The organism is Xanthomonas theicola, assembly GCF_014236795.1.
GTDB classification, from domain to species: domain Bacteria; phylum Pseudomonadota; class Gammaproteobacteria; order Xanthomonadales; family Xanthomonadaceae; genus Xanthomonas_A; species Xanthomonas_A theicola.
Genome location: NZ_CP049017.1, coordinates 1,132,384 through 1,154,057, shown reverse-complemented (window position 1 = coordinate 1,154,057; position 21,674 = coordinate 1,132,384). Strand labels below are relative to the sequence as shown.

The window sequence follows — 21,674 nt, the reverse complement described above, 5'->3', positions numbered from 1 at the left end:
CTCTACTCGCCTGCCGGATCGGGCACCGGCAGCCCGTGCAGGTTAGCGTAGATTCGCGCGGCGAGCGCGTCGTTGATGCCTTCCACGCGCGCGATCTCCGCTTCGCCGGCAGCCTTGAGTCCGGCCAGCCCGCCGAAATGCTTCAACAGGCTGGCGCGGCGGCGCGGACCGATGCCGGGAATGTCCTCCAGCTTACTGGTCATGCGCGCCTTCTGGCGCCGCCCGCGGTGGCCGGTGATCGCGAAACGGTGCGCCTCGTCACGCACCTGCTGAATGAACTGCAGCGCCGGCGACGCCGCGCCGGGGCGCAGTTCGCGCCCGTCCGGCATCACCAGCGTTTCGTGGCCGGCGCGGCGTTCGGCGCCCTTGGCCACGCCGATCACCAGGATGCCGTCCACGCCCAGGTCGGCGAGCGCGGCGTTGGCCTGCGCCAGCTGGCCGGCGCCGCCGTCGATCAGCAGCACGTCGGGCAGCACCGCATCGCCCTTGCCCTCGCCCTCCGCCACGCGGCGGAAGCGGCGCTCGATCGCCTGGCGCATCGCCGCGTAGTCGTCGCCCGGCTCGATGCCGCTGATGTTGTAGCGCCGGTACTGGCTGCGCACCGGACCGCTGGCGTCGAACACCACGCACGAGGCGACGGTGGCCTCGCCCATGGTGTGGCTGATGTCGAAGCACTCCGCGCGCCTGGCCGGCGCGGCCAGCCCCAGCATCTGGCGCAGCGCCTCGCTGCGCGCGTGCTGCGCGTTGCGGCTGGTCAGTTCGGTGGCCAGCGTGGCCTGCGCGTTGCGGCTGGCCAGTTCCAGGTAGCCGGCGCGCTCGCCGCGCACGTTCCAGCGCAGCTGCACCTTGCGCTCGGCGGCCGACCCCAGCGCCGCCTCGATCATCTCCGCGTCGGCGATCTCGCGGTCCAGCAGCACCTCGCGCGGCGGCGGATGCTCGGCGTAGTACTGCGACACGAACGCGCCGAGCACCTCGGCGGCGCTGTCCTCGCCGTTGGTCTTGGGAAAGAACGCGCGCGTGCCGAGATTGCGGCCGTCGCGGAACGCCAGCAGCAGCACGCAGGCATTGGCGCCCTGCGTGGCGCAGGCGAGCACGTCCAGGTCGGCGGCGCGGCCGTCCACGTACTGCCGGCTCTGCATGCTGCGCAGCGAGCCGAGCAGGTCGCGCAGGCGCGCGGCGCGCTCGAACTCCAGCTGCTCGCTGGCGGCTTGCATCGCCTGCACCAGTTCGTCGCCGAGCTGGTCGCTGCGCCCTTCCAGGAACAGCGTGGCGCGGCGCACCGACTCGGCATACTCGTCAGCCGCCACCAGCGCCACGCACGGCGCGCTGCAACGGCCGATCTGGTACTGCAGGCACGGCCGCGAGCGGTTGCGGAACACGCTGTCCTCGCAGCTGCGCAGCTTGAACAGCTTGTGCATCAGGTTCAGCGTCTCGCGCACCGCGGTGACGCCCGGATACGGGCCGAAGTAGCGCCCCGGCACCGCGCGCGGGCCGCGGTGCAGCGCGATCCGCGGCCATTCCTCGCCGGTCAACAGCACATAGGGATAGCTCTTGTCGTCGCGCAGCGATACGTTGTAGCGCGGCGCCAGCGACTTGATCAGTTGGTTTTCCAGCAGCAGCGCCTCGCCTTCGCTGCGGGTGACGGTGACGTCCATGCGCGCAACCTGGGCCAGCATCGCCATGGTCCGCGCGTTCTTCGGCGAGGCGCTGAAATAGCTGGAGACGCGCTTGCGCAGCGCGCCGGCCTTGCCGACGTAGAGCAAGGTGTCGTCGGCCGCGTACATGCGGTAGACGCCGGGCGCGGTGCTGAGATTGGCGGCGAAGGCCTTGCCGTCGAACGCGGGCAGCGGAGACGCGGTCATTCGCTGATCGGCACGTCGCTCAGTTCGCCGCTGCCGATGTCGTAGCGCAACACGGCGTGGGCATCGGTCTCGGCGATCCACACCGTGCCCGCGGTCACCGCCAGCCCCGCCGGGCCATGCAGGCGCCGCGGCAGGGCCGTGGTCGACAGTTCGCCGCCGCCCAGGCGCAGGCTGCGCAGGCTGCCGTTGCCGCTGTCGGCGATCCACAGCAGCGGCGATTCCGGGCTCAGCGCGATTGCCTGCGGGAACTGCAGGCGCGCGCGGCCGCGCGGGCCGTCCTCGTTGCCGAAGTCCCACGGGCCCTGGCCGCCGAGCAGGGTCTGCACCAAGTCGCCGCGCAGTTGCAGCGAGCGCACCGCCGAACCCAGCGCGTCGCAGACGTACAGCACCTGCTGCACCGCGGCCACACTGCACGGCTGCGCGAACGCCGCCAGGTGGCCGCTGCCGTCGCGCGGTTCCAGCGCCCCGGCGCCGGCGCGCCAGCGCAAGCTGCGGTTGCCGAGTTCGTAGCTCCACACGCGGTTGTCGCCGGCCATCGCGATATGCACTTGGTTGTCGGCCACCACCACGTCCTGCGGATGGTTCAGCGGCGCCTGCCGTGCGTGCTGCACCGGCCCTTCGACCGGCTCGCCGATGCGGCCGTTGCCGCACAGGGTATCGACGTGGCCGTTGAGTAGGTTGATCCGCCGCAGCGCGTGGTTGCCGGTATCGGCGACGTACAGCACGCCGCGCTCCAGCGCCAGCCCGCGCGGCCGGTGGAACGCCGCCTCGCCGACGCCGCCGTCGATGAAATCGGCGGTGCCCAGTCCGAACCGGCGCAGCACGCGGCCGCCGGTGGTGCACTCCAGGATGCGGTGGTGGCCGCTGTCGGCGATGTACAGGCGATCGTCGGCGACCGCCAGGCCGACCGGGAAGCGCAGGCTCAGGCGCGGCTCCGGTTGGGTCTCGCGCGGGTCGCGCAGTTCCTCGTCCAGCGGCAGCGATTGCGCTGCGCACAAGGCATTGAGCGCTCTCTCCAGATCCGCGCCACCGATCCCGACCAGGCGCTCGCGCTCGTAGCCGTCGGCGTCGAGCAGCACCAGGGTCGGCCACGCCTGCACGGCGAAGCGCTGCCAGGCGGCCCAGTCAGCGTCGAGCAGGATCGGCGCCGACACGCCCTGGCTGCGCAGCAGCTTCAGCGCACACTGCGGCTCGCGCTCGCTGTCGAAGCGCGGCACCTGCACCACGATCAGCTGCAGGCGTCCCGGATTGCGCGCCTGCCAGTGGCTGAGCTCGGCCAGGCGCTGCGCGCACCACACCGAAGCGGCGTTGACGAAGGCCAGCACCAACGCGCGCCCCTGCTGTTCACGCAGCGTCAACGGCGCAGCATTGAGCCAGATGCCGGATGGCGGCAGTTCAAAGGCGGCGGGCATGTTCATCCGGCAATTATGCCGGAGCCGCCGTCGGCAGACAGCCGCGCCGTACTGCGCGCCGCCGCTTCGTCTACCAAACGCCAGACTTCCTCGAAGTGGTCGCTGCCGCCGGTGTATAGGTCGGGTATCTCCTGGCGCCCGTCCATGCCGGCCCACGGCAGCCACAGCGCTACCCGCTCCAGCGCCGCGGCCGGCGCGCGCTGGCGCACGTCGCACAGGTTGTTGGCGTCGGCGCACAGGATCCAGTCGAACGCGGCGAAGTCGGCGGTGCGCAGCTGCCGTGCGCGCAGCCCGGCGATGTCCACGCCATGGCCACGGGTGCAGGCAATCGCGCGCCGGTCCGGCGGCTCGACAGGCTCATGGGTAATTTATTTCGAGAACGGCACGCTAGGCAGCGGTGCATCGTGTCCCTCGCGGAATCCGAAAGGCAGCCAGTGTAGACGCTGGCGGTCGGCAATGGCGGCTGCCTGTGGCTACAGGCGGTCGTCCACCGCGGCGCGCGGCCACACCGACTTGACGTCGTAGACCACCAGGTTCGGCGTACCCAGCGCGCGGATCTGCGCCGCATCCAGCGCGCGGTACTGGTCGTGCGCCACCGCCAACACCACCGCGTCGTAGCGGCCGGCTGCCGGCGCCGGCAGCAACTCCACCGCGCCGTGCTCGCGCGCCAGCTGCGGATCGGCCCACGGATCGCAGGCGTCGACCTGCGCGCCACTGGCCGCCAGCGCATGCACCAGCTCCAGCGCGCGGCTGTTGCGCAGGTCCGGGCAGTTCTCCTTGAAGGTGACGCCGAGCACCAGAACCGCGGCCGCGGCCATGTCCACGCCCTTGTCGGCCAACAGCGCCCGCACCCGCGCGGCGACGTGCGCGCCGACCCGATTGTTGACCTGGCGCGCGGTGTGGATCAGGTCCGGGTGATAGCCCATGCTCTCGGACTTGTGCAGCAGGTAGTACGGGTCCACGCCGATGCAGTGGCCGCCGACCAGCCCGGGGCGGAACGGCAGGAAATTCCACTTGGTGCCGGCCGCCTCCAGCACGTCCTGGGTATCGATGCCGAGGCGGTCGAAGATCAGCGCCAGTTCGTTGACCAGGGCGATGTTCACGTCGCGCTGGATGTTCTCCACCACCTTCGCCGCCTCGGCCACGCGGATCGACGGCGCACGCCAGGTGCCTGCGCCGATGATGCCGGCGTACAGCGCATCGACCGCATCGGCGGCCGCGGCGCTGGAACCGGAGGTGATCTTGCGGATGTCGGTCAGGCGCCGCTGGCGGTCGCCCGGATTGACCCGCTCCGGGCTGTAGCCGCAGTGGAAGTCTTCGTTGCAGCGCAATCCCGAGCCCTGTTCCAGCAGCGGCACGCACACCTCTTCGGTGGTGCCCGGGTACACCGTGGACTCGTAGATCACCAGGTCGCCACGCTTGAGCACGCCGGCGAGCAGCTCACTGGCCTGGCGCAGCGGTTGCAGGTCGGGCTGTTCGCGGGCATCGATCGGGGTCGGCACGGTGACGATGTAGACATTGCGGTCGCGCAGCGCGCCCGCATCGGCGCTGTAGCGCAGGTGCACGCCGCTGCGCAAGTCGTCGGCCTGCATCTCCAGGGTCCGGTCGTGGCCGTGGCACAGCTGCGCCACGCGCTGCGCATCGATGTCGTAGCCGAGCGTGTCGTGGCGCGCGCCGAAGGCCACTGCCAGCGGCAGGCCGACATAACCCAGGCCGATGACGGCGATGCGCAGCTGCGCGGGATCGAACATGATAGCGACGGGCATGCCGTTCCTTGTCGAGGTGCTGCGGCAGCGGCCGGCGGGCGTAGGAGTGGGGGCGTCCGCGGCGCGGACGTGACCATGGTAAGCGGCGCGGCGGTGTGCTCCAAGCGCCGCCACCGCGCGCGCCTTCACCGCCACCGCGCTGGCGCCGCCGACGCTCGGCATGGCGGCGCATCGCAGTCATCGACATGCCGCGGCACGCCGATCTGACCTGATCTTGACGTGGCCCAGTCTAGGCTAGCGCAGCATATATGCGCCACCCAAGCCTATTCCCAACAAGGAGATCCGCCTTGAGCCACGCTCCGCGCTCGCTCGTGGATGTCGAAGCCGAACTCGCGCATTGGAAGACATTGCACGGCGAAGGCAAGCTGGGCCCACAGTCCTTCAGCGAGCATGCGCGTTTGATCAAGATGGCCTGCGACGTGTTCCTGCAACTGCCGCGCGAATCCAACGCGATGCGCACGCAGCGCCTGCGTCAGCGCTACGGCGCCGAGCACCCCTGGCCGCGCATCACCTGGAACGACGCCGAAGCCTTGGTGCTGGCCTGCTGGGTCAGGCTGGACGGTTCCGAACGGCGCGGCACCCAGCCCGATCCGACCACGGCCCCTCTCTGACCACCCTGGAGACAGGTCCATGCCGAGCGCATCCAACCCCGAGAGACCGGGGACAGTCCCAGCGGCGGAGCCACCCTCCGACACGCTGCGCAACGACGACGCGCGGTGGAAGGACCGCGGCCAGCCGGACAGCGATCCCAAGCGCAACCACGCCGATCCGGAACGCGACCATCCGCGGCCGGACGGCAGCGAGTAGCAAGGTCGATCGCTACTATCGATCCGTTCTCTTTACAGACAGAGTTTCATCCCTCTCTATCCTCCAGCTTCGCGTGATCGACGCTGAAAGAGGGAAACCCAGCGGGAAGCGCGAGAATCATTTCATTGGCCCTGCGTCGGGCCATCCTTCCCGTATGGAGAAAACAGATGCCCGAGCTTGCTAGCCTGCTGGCTTTCGCCGCCATCGCCCTCGGCATGGTGCTGACGCCGGGACCGAACATGGCCTACCTCATATCGCGGTCGATCTGCCAAGGCCCAAGCGCTGGCCTGATCTCCCTGGGCGGCGTCGCGCTGGGCTTCGTGTTCTATATGGTGTGCGCCGCGTTCGGCATCACGGCCTTGGTGCTGGCCGCACCTTACGCCTATGACACCATCCGTATCGCGGGCGCGCTCTACCTGCTGTGGCTGGCCTGACAAGCGGTCCGGCCGGGAGGACGTTCGCCGTTCCAGGTCAGGGATTTGCCCAAGGACAGCGCGCGCAAGCTGTTCCTCATGGGATTTCTGACCAACCTGCCGAACCCGAAGATTGCCGTGATGTATCTCTCCCTGCTGCCGCAATTCATCGATCCGGCAAACGGTGGCGTACTTGCACAAGCTCTGGTTCTGGGAACAGTTCAGATTGCCATCAGCGTTTCTGTGAACGCGATAATCGCGGTTTCGGCAGCCTCGATCGCCATGTTTCTTACACAACGCCCGACTTTTGCGCTCGTCCAGCGCTGGATAATGGGAACAGTGCTCGCAGGCTTGGCCGTCAGAATGGCGACGGAAGCGCGACGCTAGACCGGGACGGCCCGCTCTCGACGCCGCTGGGGCGATCCGTCAGCGGCAGGAGGCCCGAGCCCTGCAATGCTCTCGGGGCGGTCTTTCACGCAGCACGCGTGCCGAACCGATAGACCGGGATGCCGAGCTTGCGCTTACCTCGGGCGCAACCGACGACGTCCGCGCTCAGCGCAGGCTCGACCCGCGCACGATGCAGCGTCCGCTCAACACCACCTTGCGCACCGGCAGGGCCGGCGCATTGAGCCGTTCCAACAGCAGCGACATCGCGGTGCGGCCCATTTCCTCCACCGGCTGCGCGATCACGGTCATGCCGGGCTCGACCAATTCGGTCCAGTTGTCGTTGTCGAACCCCGCCAGCGCCAGCTCTTGCGGAATGCGCAGGCCGGCGCCGCGCGCGGCCTTCAGCGCGCCCATCAGCAACAGGCTGTTGCTGGCCACCAGCGCCTCGGGGCGATCGGGCTGCGCCAGCCAGGCCTGCACCTGCGCGCTCGCCGCCTCCGCACTCGGCGCCACCTCGCGGTAGCTCGGCGCCAGGCCGTGCGCCTGCATCGCCGCCAGGTAGGCGTCGCGGCGCTCGGCGGCGGTGCTGCTGGTCCTGCCGAACAGGCCGCCGATGCGGCGTAGGCCGCGTTCGGCGAGGTGCTCGATCAGCACCGCCATCGCCGCGGCGTTGTCGAGCACCACGCTGTCGTGCGCGCCGGCCTTGCCGGCGCGGTCGATCAGCACCACCGGATAATCGAAATTCAGCTTGGGCAACCGGCTCTGGGTGGTGCGGGTCGGCGCGAAGATCAGGCCGCTGACCCGCTCTTCCTGCATCAGTTGCAGGTACAGCGCCTCGCGCTGCGGATCCTCGTCGGTGTTGCACAGGATCACGCGCATGCCGGCGCGGTAGGCTACGTCCTCGACCGCGCGGATCGCGGCGGTGAAGAACGGATTGCGGATGTCGGCAACGATCAGTCCGACGATGCCCGAATGCTGCGAGCGCAACCGCCGCGCCATCAGGTTCGGCCGGTAACCGGTCTCGCGCACCGCCGCTTCCACCCGCACCCGCACCTCCCCGCTGACCGGCCCCTGGCCCAGCGCGCGCGACACCGTGGAGGTCGAGACCCCTGCCACCCGGGCCACGTCATGAATGCTGACACTCACTGGCAACGTTCCCTCAACATTCCCACTGCTACTCCCTTCCAAGTGCCAGATTCGATAGTAGCACCGGCATTTCACCGATAAATTGTGCAGTGCACATTGACGCAGCAGTGGGAACGTTCCCACACTGCGCCCACTCGCCGCCCAGACCCCGTAAGGATGTCCGCGTGACCCAGACGCATCCCCCCGTATTGGTCGCCAGCGAACTGGTCCGCGTCGACGCACAGGCCCGCGACAAGGCCGATGCCATCGCCCAGGCCGCGCAGCTGCTGGTCGCCGCCGGCTGCGTGCCGCCGGCCTACGCGGCCAGCATGCTGCGCCGCGAGGCGCTGGCCAACACCTTCCTCGGCCGCGGCGTCGCGATCCCGCACTGCACCGGCGACGACCGCCACCTGGTCCAGCGCGACGGCATCGCGGTGCTGCAGCTGCGCGACGGGGTGGAATGGAATCCCGGCCAGACCACGCACTTGGTGGTCGCCATCGCCGCGCAGTCCGATACCCACATCACCCTGTTGCGGCGCCTGACCCGATTGATCCAGGACCAGCCGCGGCTGGACGCGCTGTTCGCCAGCGACGACCCGCAGGCGATCGTCGACGCGCTGAGCCAGGATCCGGCCACCGCCACCGCCAGCGGCGCTGCGGTCGCCGACCTCGGCGAGCGCTTTGACTGGACCGTCGCCTACCCCGCCGGCCTGCATGCGCGCCCGGCCACGCGCTGGGTGGAGACGGCGCGCGGCTTCGCGGCGCGGATCCAGGTGCGCGCCGGCGAGCAGACCGGCGACGCCAAGAACCTGGTGTCGCTGCTGCAACTGGGCCTGCATGCCGGCGACACGGTGACGATCTCGGCCGAAGGCCAGGACGCCGCCGCCGCGCTGGCGCGGCTGCGCAGTGTCATCGACGGCCTGACCGCGCAGGAAACCGCCGACGCGCAGGCCGCGGCACAGCGCCGGGCCACGCCGGTCGCCGGCTGGACCCCGCCGCAGGCGCAGCCGGCCATCCTCGGCATCGGCGCCAGCCCCGGCCTGGCGATCGGCGTGGTGCACAAGCTGGCCGGCAACGACGGCCCGGTGGCGGATGCGCCGGTGCCGCTCAGCGACGGCGGCGCGCTGCTGCACGACGCGCTGCTGCGCACACGCCAGCAATTGCAGGCGATCGAGAACGACACCCGGCGCCGGCTCGGCGCCGGCGACGCGGCGATCTTCCGCGCCCAGGCCGAACTACTCAACGACACCGACCTGATCACCCTGGCCTGCCAGCTGATGGTCGAGGGCCACGGCGTGGCCTGGTCCTGGCAGCAGGCGGTCGAGCGCATGGCCAACAAGCTGTCGGCGCTGGGCAACGCGGTGCTGGCCGGGCGCGCCAGCGATCTGCGCGATGTCGGCTGCCGGGTGCTGGCGCAGATCGACCCGAGCCTGGCCAGTGGCAGCCTGGACCACCTGCCGGACCGTCCCTGCATCCTGCTCGCCAGCGACCTGTCGCCGTCGGACACCGCGCACCTGGACACCCGCCGCGTGCTCGGCCTGGCCACCGCGCTGGGCGGGCCGACCTCGCATACCGCGATCCTGTCGCGCACGCTGGGCCTGCCGGCGCTGGTCGCCGGCGGGCCGGGCCTGCTGGAACTGCAGGACGGCGCCAGCGTGATTGTCGACGGCAGCACTGGCCGCCTGTACCTGGCGCCCTCGCACGCCGATCTGGCCTCGGCACGCGCCTACATCGAAGCACAGCGCCAGTTGCGCGAGCACGAGGCCGCACAGCGCAACCAGCCGGCGCAGACCCTGGACGGCCACCGGATCGAGATCGGCGCCAACGTCAATCTGCCCGACCAGGTGGCGCTGGCGCTGGCGCGGGGCGCCGAGAGCGTGGGCCTGATGCGCACCGAGTTCCTGTTCCTGGAACGCGGCAGCATTCCAAGCGAGGACGAGCAATACGCGACCTATATCGCGATGGCCCAGGCGCTGGACGGACGCGCGCTGATCGTGCGCGCGCTGGACATCGGCGGCGACAAGCAGGTCGCGCACCTGAACCTGCCGCGCGAGGACAACCCGTTCCTGGGCGTGCGCGGCGCGCGCCTGCTGCTGCGCCGCGCCGACCTGCTGCAACCGCAGTTGCGCGCGCTGTACCGCGCGGCCAAGGACGGCGCCAAGCTGGCGATCATGTTCCCGATGATCACCTCGGCGGCGGAGATCCTCGCGCTGCGCGCCGCGTGCGAGCGCCTGCGCGCGGAGCTGGACGCGCCCCAAGTACCGCTGGGAATCATGATCGAAGTGCCGGCCGCGGCGATCCAGGCCGACGCGCTGGCGCGGCATGCCGACTTCTTCTCGATCGGCACCAACGACCTGACCCAGTACACGCTGGCGATCGACCGGCAGAACCCGGACCTGGCCGCGGAGGCCGACAGCCTGCACCCGGCGGTGCTGCGCCTGATCCGCACCACCGTGGAGGGCGCGGCGCGCCACGGACGCTGGGTCGGCGTGTGCGGCGGACTGGCCGGCGATGCGTTCGGCGCCGCGCTGCTGGCCGGCCTGGGCGTGCACGAACTGTCGATGACCCCCAACGACGTGCCGGTGGTGAAGGCACGCCTGCGCGGCAGCCGCCTGGACGCGCTGCAGGCGCTGGCGCAGCGGGCGCTGGACTGCGAGAGCGCAGCCGACGTGCGCGCGCTGGACGGAGCAGGCGCATGAGCGTGCAGGCCGTCAGCGTGAGCCTGAATCCGGCGATCGACCTGACCGTGGCGATCGACCGTCTGCAACCCGGCCAGGTGCATCGCGCGCGCAACGCGCACGCCATCGCCGGCGGCAAGGGCATCAACGTCGCCGCCTGCCTGGCCGATGCCGGCATCGCCACTGCCGCGCTCGGCGTGCTCGGCGCCGGCAACGCGCACCTGTTCGAAACCCTGTTCGCCACGCGCGGCATCGACGACCGTTGCCTGCGCGTGCCCGGCGACACCCGCACCAACCTCAAGCTGGTCGCCGCCGACAGCGGCGACACCACCGACATCAACCTGCCCGGCCTGCCGCTGGGCGCGGCCGCGTTGCAGCAGGTCGGCGCGCGCCTGGCCGCGCTGTTGCGCCCGGGCCTGCCGGTGGTGTTGACCGGCAGCCTGCCGGCCGGCCTGGCCGACGACGGCTGGCGCATGCTGCAGGCGCAGGCCGGCGCCGCCGGCGCGCGGGTGCTGCTGGACACCAGCGGCGCGCCGCTGCGCGAGGCGCTGGCGGCGCCGCGCGCGCAATTGCCGTTCGCGATCAAGCCCAACCGCCACGAACTGGAAGACTGGGCCGGCGCGCCGCTGCGCGGGACCGCCGAGCTGCTGGCGGCCGCGCACGCGCTGCTCGCCCGCGGCATCGCGCTGGTGGTGGTATCGCTGGGCACCGACGGTGCACTGTTCGTGTGCGGCGAACAGGCCGTACTGGCGCGACCGCCGCAGCTGGCCGGCGGCAGCAGCGTCGGCGCCGGCGATGCGATGGTCGCCGGCCTGGTCGCGGCGCTGCTGGCCGAGGCCGACCTGGCGACCTGCGCGCGCCAGGCCACCGCCTTCGCCGTGGCCACGCTGGGCAGCGGCGGCGCACGGCGGCTGCCGCGCGCGCAGGTCGACGGCATCGCCGCCGCGGTCGGCATCGAGTCGCTGCAATGATCCCCACCTCGAACCCCCCGTCGCCGCGATCCCGCGCGCCGTCCCCCTGCCTGCATCGGGAGCAAGCATGAATCCCATCTTCGTGGTGATCGTCGCCGGCGAGCGCAGCACCGAAGCCGTCCTCGCCGCCGCGGCGCTGCGCCATGCGGCCACCGCGCGCGGCGCCATGCTGCACGCCGAGGTGCGCACCCCGCAGGGCGTGATCGCGCCGTTGAACCTGGCCGCGACCGGCAGCGGTTACTCGCTGCTGCTGGTCGGCGATGGCAATGCCGATGGCGACGCCGACGGGGCGCGCTTCGCCGGCGTCGCGGCGGCCCGCGCCAGCCTCGAAGCGGTGCTGAACGACGCCGCCGGCGTGCTCGCCCCACTGCTGGCCAACGCCGGCGCCGCGCCGGCGACCGGCACCGTCCGCCAGGCGGCCGGCGCCAAGCGCATCGTCGCGGTCACCTCCTGCCCCACCGGCATCGCCCACACCTTCATGGCCGCCGAGGGCCTGCAACAGGCGGCCGGGATGTTGGGCCATGCGATCCGGGTCGAGACCCAGGGCTCGGTCGGCGCCCAGGACACGCTCAGCGACGCGGAGATCGCCGACGCCGACCTGGTGCTGATCGCCGCCGATCGTGAAGTGGATCTGGCCCGCTTCGGCGGCAAGCGCCTGTACAAGAGCGGTACCAAGCCGGCGATCAACGATGGCCCGGCGCTGCTGCGCAAGGCGCTGGCCGAAGCCGGCGTGCACGCGGCCAGCGGCAGCGGCAGCGGCAGCGGCGCCGCGCCGGCGAACCGCGAACGCGGCACCTCGGCCGGCCCGTACAAGCACCTGATGACCGGCGTGTCGTTCATGCTGCCGTTCGTCACCGCCGGCGGCCTGCTGATCGCGCTGGCGTTCGCGCTGGGCGGCATCTACGCCTTCGACGACGCGCACAAGGGCACCCTGGCCTGGTCGCTGTTCCAGATCGGCGCCAAGGCCGGCTTCACCCTGATGGTGCCGGCGCTGGCAGGCTACATCGCCTACTCCATCGCCGACCGCCCCGGCATCGCCCCCGGCATGATCGGCGGCATGGTCGCGGCCAACCTGGGCGCCGGTTTCATCGGCGGCATCTTCGCCGGCTTCATCGCCGGCTACGCAGTGGCCGCGCTGAACCGCGCGATCAGGCTCCCGCGCACGCTGGAAGGCCTCAAGCCGGTGCTGATCCTGCCAGTGCTGGGCACCCTGCTGGTCGGCCTGGCGATGCTGTACGTGGTCGGCCAGCCGGTCGCCGAGCTGCTGGCCTGGCTCACCGACTGGCTGCGCGGCATGCAGGGCAGCAGCGCCGTGCTGCTGGGCCTGCTGCTGGGCGCGATGATGGCCTTCGACATGGGCGGGCCGGTCAACAAGGCCGCCTATGCGTTCTCCACCGGCCTGATCGCCAGCCAGGTGTACACGCCGATGGCTGCGGCGATGGTCGCCGGCATGACCCCGCCGCTGGGCATCGCGCTGGCGACCTGGGCGTTCGGCGACCGCTTCACCCGCGAAGAGCGCGGTACCGGCGCCGCCACCGGCGTGCTCGGCCTGGCCTTCGTGACAGAAGGCGCGATTCCTTATGCAGCGCGCGATCCGCTGCGCACCATCCCCGCGTTGATGCTAGGCTCCGCCCTGGCAGGCTCGATCTCGATGGCCATGGGCGCCGAACTGAAGGTGCCCCACGGCGGCGTGTTCGTGCTCCCGATCCCCAACGCGGTGACCCACCTGGGCATGTACCTGGTGGCACTGTTGGCGGGCACCGCGCTGACCGCGCTGATGCTGCGCTTACTGAAAAAACCGGCCATCGACTAAGAGCGGCCAACTGAACACAGCCAGCGGCCCTTAAGGCCGGCGTGAAAGGTGCGAAGGAATTGGAATGTACGAGTGATGCATGAGGATTCTGAGCACCAACCGCGCGCCTGACGGCCGCGTAGTCATCAATACCCCGGATAGCCCCTCCCCCCAACGCCTGCGGCCGTGCATCCACTTCACTACCAATCGAGGAATTACCGCCATGTCCGTTTCCCTTCCCTGGCGTCTGTCGCTCACCGCTCTGGCGCTCGCCCTCGCGCCGCTGGTCCATGCCCAGGACGCCAGTGACGCGTTCAAGTTCAAGCTCGGCTACACCGGCGAGGGCGCAGTTCTGCTGGATGGCGGCAAGGACAAAGACAGCGCCTACGCCGGGCAGTTGGTGTTCGGCACCGAGGTCGACCTGCAGCGCCTGGTCAACTGGAACGGCGCCACGGTAAAGATGTTCGGTGTGTATCGCCACGGCACCAGCCTGACCAACGACGTCGGCAACAGCGTCTCGGTGCAGGAACTCTACGGCGCACAGGGTACGCGCCTGGTCAACCTCACCCTGGAGCAGAAGCTGTTCGACGACCGCCTGGAACTGGAGGCAGGACGCAGCGGAGCCAACATCCATTTCCTCGGCTCGGAGCTGTGCGGCTACTTCCAGAACAACGCGGCCTGCGGCAGTCCGAAGTACGTGTTCCAGGTCAGCAATTTCACCTATTGGCCGGTCTCCAGCTGGGCCGCGCATGCCAAGGCCTGGGTCACGCCCAAGGTGTACGTGCATGTCGGCGTCTACGAGGTCAATCCGACCCAGGCCGAAGACGGCGAACACGGCCTGAACTGGAGCACCCGCGACAGTACCGGCGTGGTCGTACCGTACGCGATCGGCTACAAGACCGATGCGGCGAGCGCGCGCTTGCCGGCGCTGTACGAAATAGGCGGCTGGCAGGACAACTCCGACTACCGCGATCCGCTCAACGACCGCAACGGCAACCCGGCGCGGCGCAGCGGCCTGGACTACGCCAGCCGCAACGGCCGTTCCGGCGCGTTCTTCCGCTTCGAGCAGCAGGTCACCCGTCCCGACGCCGACGGCACGCGCGGGCTGGTGCTGTTCGGTTCGGTGCTGAAGGGCACCTCCGGACAGCTGATCGAGGACTACTTCCTGGAGCTGGGCCTGGTCCAGCGCGGCACCTTCGCCAGTCGCGCGCACGACAACATCGCCTTCGTCGTCACCCAGCAGCACTACAGCGACGACGCGCTGCACGACCAGCGCCTGGCGCGCGCCGCGGCCGGCGGCAGCGGCACCCCGCACAGTTCGCAGTACATGATGGAGTTGAACTACGGCATCCAGGTCAGCCCGCAGCTGCGTATCGCGCCGAACCTGCAGTACATCGTGCACCCGGACCAGTTCAACGAGCCGGCGCGCACCCGCGACCTGCCGAATGCGCTGGTCGCCGGCATGCGGGTGGACTGGACGTTGTTGTAGGGGGTTCGGGTCCCCGGATACGCCGTGCCGGGTCTGGTGGCGACGACCGCATGCGCACAGGCCGCCGCATGAGGGCGGCGCACACGCCACGGGGCGACCGGATCGGCGGCAGCGATACCGACGGTCCGGTCGGATCATGCACAGGTAACGGCGGCGACCTAACGGGACGGAGGCGCCGCCATCGCGGCCGCGGCGCGCATGCGGCGCCGACACGCACGCCGTCGGCGTCGCAGCGGCGCTCCCCTGCAAAGCATTCGGCCACCCTAACGCCGCCGTGGCATGCCCGGGCGGCGTGAGTGACGGGCAGGTCGTTGCGGCTGCCGGCAGGCGTGCCGCCGGTCGGTCGGCGACTGCGCAAATGCAGGCAAAACCACATGAGAATCCAGACTCGTCCAATTGCGCTGGAGCGTGTATTTCATGCTTGCGCGCCCGCACTCAGGAATTTTCTTGCAGAAAATTTGATCGGTACTTGGCACAATTCGTCCCGAACCGGCGCCGGTGAAATTCGTCACATAAAACGAATGCAACCCTGAATGACTTCGCCTGACATCGATTACGACCATTCTCCAACATCGTCATTGCGAACATCCAGACCATGCGAATCCTAGTTGCCGAAGACGATAAGTCCATTGCCGTTGCGCTGCGGGACTCGCTCAGCGAGTGCGGGCATGCCGTGGACCAGGTCGGCGACGGCGTCGCCGCCGAGCTCGCGCTCAGCAGCGAATCCTACCACCTGCTGGTACTCGATCTTGGCCTGCCGCGACGTGACGGCATGCAGATAATACGGCGGTTGCGGGAGCGGCGCGACGAGATCGCGGTACTGGTGGTGACCGCGCGCGACCGGGTGGAAGACCGCATCCGCGCGCTCGATCAGGGCGCGGACGACTACCTGATCAAGCCGTTCGAACTGTCCGAGTTCCTGGCCCGCACTCGCGCCCTGCTGCGCCGGCGCAGCAGCGGTGGCGTCCCCGAGATGGCCCTGGGCCAACTGCGGATCAACCTGGCCGGGCGCCGGGTATGGCAGCTGGATGAATCGCTGGATCTGACCGCGCGCGAGTTCGCGCTGCTGGAGACCCTGCTGCTGAACAGCGGACGGGTGGTCAGCCGCAGCCAGCTGACCGAGTCCCTGTGCGACTGGCAGCACGAGATCACCGACAACGGCCTGGACATCTCCATGCATCGCCTGCGCCGCAAGCTGGAGCACTCCGGCGTCGGTATCCGTACCATCCGCGGGCTGGGCTACCTACTGGAGGAAACCTGCGCCGACGCACCCGGCCAACTCGCGTCGTGAGCGCCGCCCCGGCAGTCGAAGTGGCGGCGTTGGCTACCGCCCATCCCAGCCTGCGCCAACGCCTACTGGCGTTCCTGCTGATCCCCACCCTGCTGCTGATGATCAGCATTTCGGCACTGTTCTATCTGCTGATGCTCAAGTACTCCAACCATGTCCACGACATGGATCTGAAGGAAGATACGCTAGGCCTGGCCAAGGCGGTCAACGCCACCGGCCCCGGCCTACCGCTGCCGTTGCAGGCGCAGCGCCTGATCGAATACAGCAACGAAGGGCGCGTCTTTTTCGAAGTGCGCAGCCGCAAGCACGGCGTGATCAGCCGCAGCGCGCAGACGATTCCCGCACACGCCGAGCCCGACGAGCTTGGCAGGGTGTTCCTGCGCGACGAGCGCATGGCAACCCGCATCCCGGTGCGCGTGGCCAGCGTGCTGCTGCCGTCGGCCCAGGAGGCCGGCGACCGGTTGACCATCTCGGTTGCCGAAACCCTGGACGACCGCCGCCGCCGCGCGCGCGAGATCCTGATGCTGATGCTGCCGACCGAGCTGCTGCTCACCTGTTCGCTGCTGGCGCTGGTCTGGCATGGCGTGCAGGTGGGCCTGCGCCTGCTGGAACCGGCGGTGCGGCGCCTGGACGACAGCCAACGCGACCTCAGCCCGGTGTCCAGCGCGGACATCCCGATCGAGGTGCTGCCGCTGACCCAGGCCATCGACGGCCTGCTGGGCCGACTCAAGCAGCTGATGGCGCTGCAGGAGCGCTTCGTCGCCGACGCCGCGCACCAACTGCGCACGCCGCTGGCCGGGCTGAGCATGCACGTGCAGCGCGCCCAGGCCAGCACCTGTGCGCAGGACACCGCGCAGGCGCTGCAACACATCCGCCAGCTGACCGACCGCGCGATCCGCAGCTCCACCCAGTTGCTGGCGCTGACCCGCGCGCAGGCGCCGAGCGAGAGCATTCGCCCGCTACTGCCGCTGGACCTGGCCGCGTGGCTGCCGCACGTGCTGGCCGAGCGCATCCCCGACGCGCTGCAGGCCGGGGTCGACCTCGGCTACGACGACGACGATGACGACGGCCCGGCCTGGATCGCCGCCGACGCCTGGTCGCTGCGCGAACTGCTCGACAACCTGCTCGACAACGCCTTCAAGCATGCCGCCGGCAGCATGGTCACGGTGAGCCTGCGCCGGCAGCCGCGACACCAGCGGCTGACGGTCGACGATGCCGGCCCGGGACTGGACGAGGCCTTGCTGCCGCGGCTGGGCGAGCGCTTCTTCCGCGCCCCGGACGCGCCCGTGGGCGGCACCGGCCTGGGCCTGGCGATCGTCGCCAGCATCGCCGCACGCCACCACGCCGCCCTGCGCTACCAGCGCTCGGCGCTGGGCGGCCTGCGCGTGGAACTGGACCTGCCGGCCAACGCGCCGCCGCCCGCATGAGCCGGCGCCGCGCACTCCGGCTGGCCGGCCTTGCAGGGCTGAGCGCCGTGGCGCTGGCCGGCTGCGTCAGCACGCCGCTGCCCGACCTGGCGCAGCCGCTGCCGCCTCAGTGGACCGCGCTGCCGGCCGCGGCGGCGCCGCGGCCGGCCGGCAGCGCCTGGTGGCAGGACTTCCACGATCCGCAACTGGATGCGCTGGTCGCGCAGGCGCTGCGCGAGGACCTCGATGTCGCCCAGGCGCTGGCCAGGCTGCGCGCGGCGCGGCGCATGGACGGCGTCGCCGACGCCACGTTGAGGCCGCAGCTGCATGCACGCACCGAAGATCCGATCGACCCCGACGCCAGCGCCTCGTTCCTGGTCGCCGGCTTCGACGCGGAATGGGAACTGCCCCTGTTCGGGCGCGGCGAGGCCAGTCGCCGCCTGGCCCGCGGCGACCTGCAGGCGGCGCAGGCGCGCCTGGAGCAGGTGCGCGCCGCCACCGTGGCCGAGGTGGCGCGCAACTGGATCGAACTGCGCCATGCGCAGCGGGCCGAGCAGGTCCTGCAGCGCATCGTGCAGGCCCGGCAGCAGCAGGCGACGCTGAGCCAGGCCCTGGTCCGCCTGCGCCTGGCCGCGCCGGCCACCGCGGCGCAGGCGCACGCCGCGCAGCGGCAGGCACAGACCGCGCTGAACCAACCACGCAGCGCCGGCGCCGACGCAGCGCAGCGGCTGGCGGTGCTGCTGGCCCGCAACGCACCGGATCCGGCCTGGGCCGTGGCGCCCACGGCCAACAGCGGCGCAGCGCAGCTCGGACTGCAGATCGGCGCGATCGACGCGGTGCCCGCCGACCTGCTGCGGCGGCGCCCGGACATCGCCGCGCGCGAGGCCGAGGTGCTGAGCGCGGCCGGCGAACTGGGCATCGCCCGCGCCGACCGCTATCCCAGCATCGGCCTGGGTGGCGCGATCCACTGGTCCAGCAACCTGATCTCGCACCGCCGCACCTCCCCACACGGCATCGCCTCGCTGGGGCCGTTGATCGACATCCCGCTGTTCGACTGGGGCCAACGCCAAGCGCAGGCGCTGGCGCGCGGCGACCTGCTGGAGGCGGCGACGCTGGCCTACCGCCAGTGCGTGCTGGAGGCGGTGGCCGAAGTGCAAAACGCGCTGACCACGCTGGAACAGCAGCGCCGACGCGAACTGGCGCAGCAGCAGGCGGTGCAGGCGTTGCAACAGGCCGCCGACGCGGCGCAGGCGCGGCGGCGGCTTGGTCTGGGCAACGATCTGGAGGTCGCCACGCAGCGGGCCGCGCGCGACCAGGCCGCGCTGGAGCTGCTGGATGCGCAGCGCCAACGCGACCTGGACTACATCGTGCTACAGACCGCGCTGGGCAGCGCGGCGCCACGCGGCGCCGGCACCGATGCGGGCGCCGCGGGCGCGACGCCCTGATGGTCGCGCTGGCCCGCCAGACCCTGCGCCACGAATGGCGCCGCTTCCTGCCGGTGGTCGTCTCGGTCGGTTTCGCCAGCCTGTTGCTGCTGCTGCAGACCGCGCTGGTGCTGGGCATCTTCGGCAGTGCCAGCGTCTACGTGTCCGGCTCGGCCGCCGACCTGTGGCTCGGCTATCCGGGCACGCAGAGCGTGGACCAGGGCCGTCCGATCGACCCCGATGCCGCGGCGTCGCTGTACCTGGATCCGCAGGTGCTGCAGGTCGAGCCGTTCGTGTGGTTCGACGGCGACTGGCGCGGTCCCGGCGCCAACGGCGCGGTGTCGATCTACGTCTCCGGCATCGACACCCGCGCCGACGGCCTGATGTTCGCCAGGCTGCTGAGCCCGGCCCTGCGCGCGGCGCTGCGCGAACCGGACACGGTGGTGGTGGATCGCGCCGAACTGGACAAGCTCGGCGTGCGCATCGGCCGCAGCGCGCGCATCAACGGCCACCGGGTGCGGGTGGTCGGGGTCGGCCGCGGCCTGCGCGCGCTGGGCGGCGTCAACGTGCTGGCCTCGCTGGAGACCACGCGCGCCCTGAACACCGACGAGGCGCACCCGGACTGGCCGACCTACCTGGTCGCGCGGCTGCGGCCCGGTGCCGACGCCGAGGCCGTGGCCCGCGGCATCCCTGGCGCCGCCGTGCCGGCGCGCATCGCGGCGTGGAGCGCGGCGGACTTCGCCCGGCGCAGCATCCTGTTCTGGATGTTCGACACCGGCGCCGGCGCCGGCGTGCTGTTCCTCGGCGGCATCGTGCTGCTGGTCGGCGTGGCGATCACCAGCCAGACCCTGCTGGCCACGGTGCTCGGCGCCGCGCGCGAATACGCCACGCTCAATGCGCTGGGCGTGAGCATGCGCGCGCTGCGCTGGGTGGTGCTGGAGCAGGCGGCCTGGGTCGGCGCGCTCGGCCTGTTCGGCGCCAGCGCGCTCGGCGCCGCACTGGTGGCGCTTGCCCGCGCACACGACGTGCCGGTGGCCTTCGACGGCAGCGGCTGGGCGCTGTGCGTGGTCGCGGTGATGCTGCTGACCCTGCTGTCGGCGCTGGCCGCGCTGCGCGGACTGCGCCGCGCCGATCCGGCGCTGCTGCTGCGATGAACCGGGCCGCCCCCCCCGCCGCGCCGTGGGCGACGGGCGCGACCCTGCACGGCAGCGGCCTGTGCAAGAGCTTCGTGTCCGGCAAGCTGCGCACGCCGGTGCTGCGCGAGCTGACACTGCAGGTATGGCCGGGCGAGCTGACCCTGATCTCGGGGCCGTCGGGCTGCGGCAAGAGCACGCTGCTGTCGATCCTCAGCGGCCTGCAACGCGCCGATGCCGGCCGGGTGCAGGCGCTGGGCGAGGACCTGGGCGCGCTCGACGCGGCGGCGCTGGAGCGCTTCCGCCTGCGCCATACCGGCTTCATCTTCCAGGGCTTCAACCTGTTCCCGGCGCTGTGCGCGCTGGACCAGGTGCGGCTGCCGCTGCAATACATGGGCCTGGCCGCCGCCGAGGTGCGCGCGCGCGCCGAAGCGGCGCTGGCCGAGGTCGGCATCGCCCAGCGCCAGCAGCTGCGCCCGGCCGAACTTTCCGGAGGCGAGAAGCAGCGCGTGGCGATCGCGCGCGCGCTGGCCAAGCACCCCGCGCTGCTGTTCGCCGACGAGCCGACCAGCGCGCTGGACGCCGGCAACGGCCAGATCGTGATCGACCTGCTGCACCGCATCGCGCGCGCGCACGGCACCATGGTGCTGTGCGTCAGCCACGACCCGCGCCTGATCCGCCATGCCGACCGCGTGCTGTCGATGGAGGACGGCCGCATTCTCGACGACCGCCGCCTGGCGCCGCCGCCCTCGTCCCTGCCCCGGAAGTCCGTACCATGAAAGCGTTCGTTTCCGCTCCTGTGCTGAGCCTGCTGCTGGCGGCGTGCACGCAACCGCCCGCGCCCGTGGCCGCGCCCGACCCGGCACCGGCCGCGTACCTGGCCGTGGCGCGCGGCCGCATCGACGTGGAAGGCGGCCTGCTGCGGCTGAGCCTGCCGGTCGCCGCGGCGCTGCGCCAGGTGGCGGTGCACGAGGGCGACGCGGTCCGCCGCGGTGCGTTGCTGATCGAAGCCGACGACCGCGCCGCGGCACTGGAACTGGACATCGCGCGGACCCGCGCGCAGGCCGCCGCGGCGCGGGTGACGCAACTGCAGCAACGGCTGGCGCACGCGCGGCAGCGCCAGCGGCGGCTGGCCGAGGCGGCACGCATCGGCGCCGGCGACGGACAGAGCGCCGACGATGCCGGCGACGCCAGCCAGACCCTGGACGACGCCCTGCAGACCGCGCGCAGCGACGCCACGCTGGCCGTCGCGCAGGTGCGGCAGGCCGAACTGCAGCGCGACCAATATCGGCTGTACGCGCCGGTCGACGGGCGCGTGCTGCAACTGGCCGCGGCGCCGGGCGCGCGCAGCGATGGCGGCGCCACGCCGCTGCTGACCCTGCTGCCCGACGCGCCGCGCCTGGTCCGCGCCGAACTCGACGAGCGCTACGCCGCCGCGGTCGCACCCGGCATGCTGGCCGACGTGATCAGCGACGACGGCCGGCAGACCGTGCTGGGGACGGCGGTGGTGCGCTGGCTGGCGCCGGCGTTCGGTCCGGCGCAATTGCACGATGCCGCCGACAGCGCCGGCAACGACCGCAGCGTGGCCTGTGTGCTCGCGTTCCAGCAGCCCTCGGCGCTGCGTCTGGGCCAGCGCGTGCTGGTGCGCTTGCGCACCGCGCCGCGCTGACGAAAGGCTGCTGAAACGCGCAGCGGCCACGCTGCGCGCATTGCCCAGATCG

At 71.2% G+C, this 21,674-nt stretch carries 16 protein-coding genes and 2 pseudogenes; 13 read left to right on the top strand and 5 right to left on the bottom strand.

What is annotated here, in order from left to right:
* Positions 1-2: 2 nt before the first annotated feature.
* The 4 genes and pseudogenes from uvrC to G4Q83_RS05135 form a co-directional block, all read right to left on the bottom strand.
* A complete protein-coding gene (gene uvrC, locus G4Q83_RS05150) occupies positions 3-1,862 on the bottom strand; it encodes an excinuclease ABC subunit UvrC (RefSeq protein WP_128420213.1) in 1,860 nt (619 codons plus the stop codon).
* Positions 1,859-3,280 carry a hypothetical protein gene (locus tag G4Q83_RS05145; RefSeq protein ID WP_128420212.1) on the bottom strand — a complete coding sequence of 474 codons (1,422 nt, stop codon included), beginning with the start codon at positions 3,278-3,280 and terminating at the stop codon, positions 1,859-1,861. Before G4Q83_RS05145 ends, uvrC begins: the two co-directional genes overlap by 4 nt.
* Positions 3,277-3,624: pseudogene (locus tag G4Q83_RS05140) on the bottom strand (arsenate reductase/protein-tyrosine-phosphatase family protein); the annotation flags it as partial. The pseudogene G4Q83_RS05140 and the gene G4Q83_RS05145, both read right to left, overlap by 4 nt.
* A gap of 123 nt (positions 3,625-3,747) precedes the next feature.
* Entirely contained in the window at positions 3,748-5,040 is a 1,293-nt protein-coding gene (locus G4Q83_RS05135) for a nucleotide sugar dehydrogenase (RefSeq protein WP_128420210.1), read from the bottom strand.
* 287 nt (positions 5,041-5,327) lie between these two features.
* Here G4Q83_RS05135 and G4Q83_RS05130 point away from each other — a divergent pair, with 287 nt between their 5' ends.
* From G4Q83_RS05130 to G4Q83_RS05120, 3 genes and pseudogenes are all read left to right on the top strand, one after another.
* Positions 5,328-5,651 (top strand): transposase, encoded by a 324-nt coding sequence (locus G4Q83_RS05130; protein WP_128420209.1) that lies wholly within the window; start codon positions 5,328-5,330, stop codon positions 5,649-5,651.
* Between the two features lie 19 nt (positions 5,652-5,670).
* Positions 5,671-5,847 carry a hypothetical protein gene (locus tag G4Q83_RS05125; protein WP_246432285.1) on the top strand — a complete coding sequence of 59 codons (177 nt, stop codon included), beginning with the start codon at positions 5,671-5,673 and terminating at the stop codon, positions 5,845-5,847.
* 167 nt (positions 5,848-6,014) lie between these two features.
* Positions 6,015-6,647: pseudogene (locus G4Q83_RS05120) on the top strand (LysE family translocator).
* A 165-nt stretch (positions 6,648-6,812) separates the two neighbouring features.
* Here G4Q83_RS05120 and G4Q83_RS05115 read toward each other — a convergent pair.
* Positions 6,813-7,793 carry a LacI family DNA-binding transcriptional regulator gene (locus tag G4Q83_RS05115; protein WP_128420208.1) on the bottom strand — a complete coding sequence of 327 codons (981 nt, stop codon included), beginning with the start codon at positions 7,791-7,793 and terminating at the stop codon, positions 6,813-6,815.
* A gap of 164 nt (positions 7,794-7,957) precedes the next feature.
* Here G4Q83_RS05115 and ptsP point away from each other — a divergent pair, with 164 nt between their 5' ends.
* The 10 genes from ptsP (at position 7,958) to G4Q83_RS05065 (ending at position 21,622) form a co-directional block, all read left to right on the top strand.
* Entirely contained in the window at positions 7,958-10,471 is a 2,514-nt protein-coding gene (ptsP, locus tag G4Q83_RS05110; RefSeq protein ID WP_128420207.1) for a phosphoenolpyruvate--protein phosphotransferase, read from the top strand.
* Complete coding sequence (locus tag G4Q83_RS05105) at positions 10,468-11,421, top strand: 1-phosphofructokinase family hexose kinase (RefSeq protein ID WP_128420206.1); 954 nt, start codon at positions 10,468-10,470, stop codon at positions 11,419-11,421. The genes ptsP and G4Q83_RS05105 overlap by 4 nt, the downstream gene beginning before the upstream one ends.
* Positions 11,422-11,488: 67 nt before the next feature.
* Complete coding sequence (locus G4Q83_RS05100; RefSeq protein ID WP_128420205.1) at positions 11,489-13,234, top strand: PTS fructose transporter subunit IIC; 1,746 nt, start codon at positions 11,489-11,491, stop codon at positions 13,232-13,234.
* A 202-nt stretch (positions 13,235-13,436) separates the two neighbouring features.
* Positions 13,437-14,702: a carbohydrate porin gene (locus G4Q83_RS05095; RefSeq protein WP_128420204.1), complete on the top strand. Its 1,266-nt coding sequence runs from the start codon at positions 13,437-13,439 to the stop codon at positions 14,700-14,702.
* A gap of 595 nt (positions 14,703-15,297) precedes the next feature.
* Entirely contained in the window at positions 15,298-15,993 is a 696-nt protein-coding gene (locus G4Q83_RS05090; protein WP_128420203.1) for a response regulator, read from the top strand.
* Positions 15,990-17,417 (top strand): sensor histidine kinase, encoded by a 1,428-nt coding sequence (locus G4Q83_RS05085; protein WP_246432284.1) that lies wholly within the window; start codon positions 15,990-15,992, stop codon positions 17,415-17,417. Before G4Q83_RS05090 ends, G4Q83_RS05085 begins: the two co-directional genes overlap by 4 nt.
* Positions 17,414-18,841 carry an efflux transporter outer membrane subunit gene (locus tag G4Q83_RS05080; protein WP_128420202.1) on the top strand — a complete coding sequence of 476 codons (1,428 nt, stop codon included), beginning with the start codon at positions 17,414-17,416 and terminating at the stop codon, positions 18,839-18,841. Before G4Q83_RS05085 ends, G4Q83_RS05080 begins: the two co-directional genes overlap by 4 nt.
* Entirely contained in the window at positions 18,841-19,974 is a 1,134-nt protein-coding gene (locus tag G4Q83_RS05075; RefSeq protein WP_128420201.1) for an FtsX-like permease family protein, read from the top strand. The genes G4Q83_RS05080 and G4Q83_RS05075 overlap by 1 nt, the downstream gene beginning before the upstream one ends.
* Complete coding sequence (locus G4Q83_RS05070; RefSeq protein WP_128420200.1) at positions 19,971-20,732, top strand: ABC transporter ATP-binding protein; 762 nt, start codon at positions 19,971-19,973, stop codon at positions 20,730-20,732. The genes G4Q83_RS05075 and G4Q83_RS05070 overlap by 4 nt, the downstream gene beginning before the upstream one ends.
* The gene (locus G4Q83_RS05065; protein WP_128420199.1) at positions 20,729-21,622 is read left to right on the top strand and encodes an HlyD family secretion protein; all 894 of its coding nucleotides are present in this window, start codon (positions 20,729-20,731) and stop codon (positions 21,620-21,622) included. Before G4Q83_RS05070 ends, G4Q83_RS05065 begins: the two co-directional genes overlap by 4 nt.
* Positions 21,623-21,674: the final 52 nt, after the last annotated feature.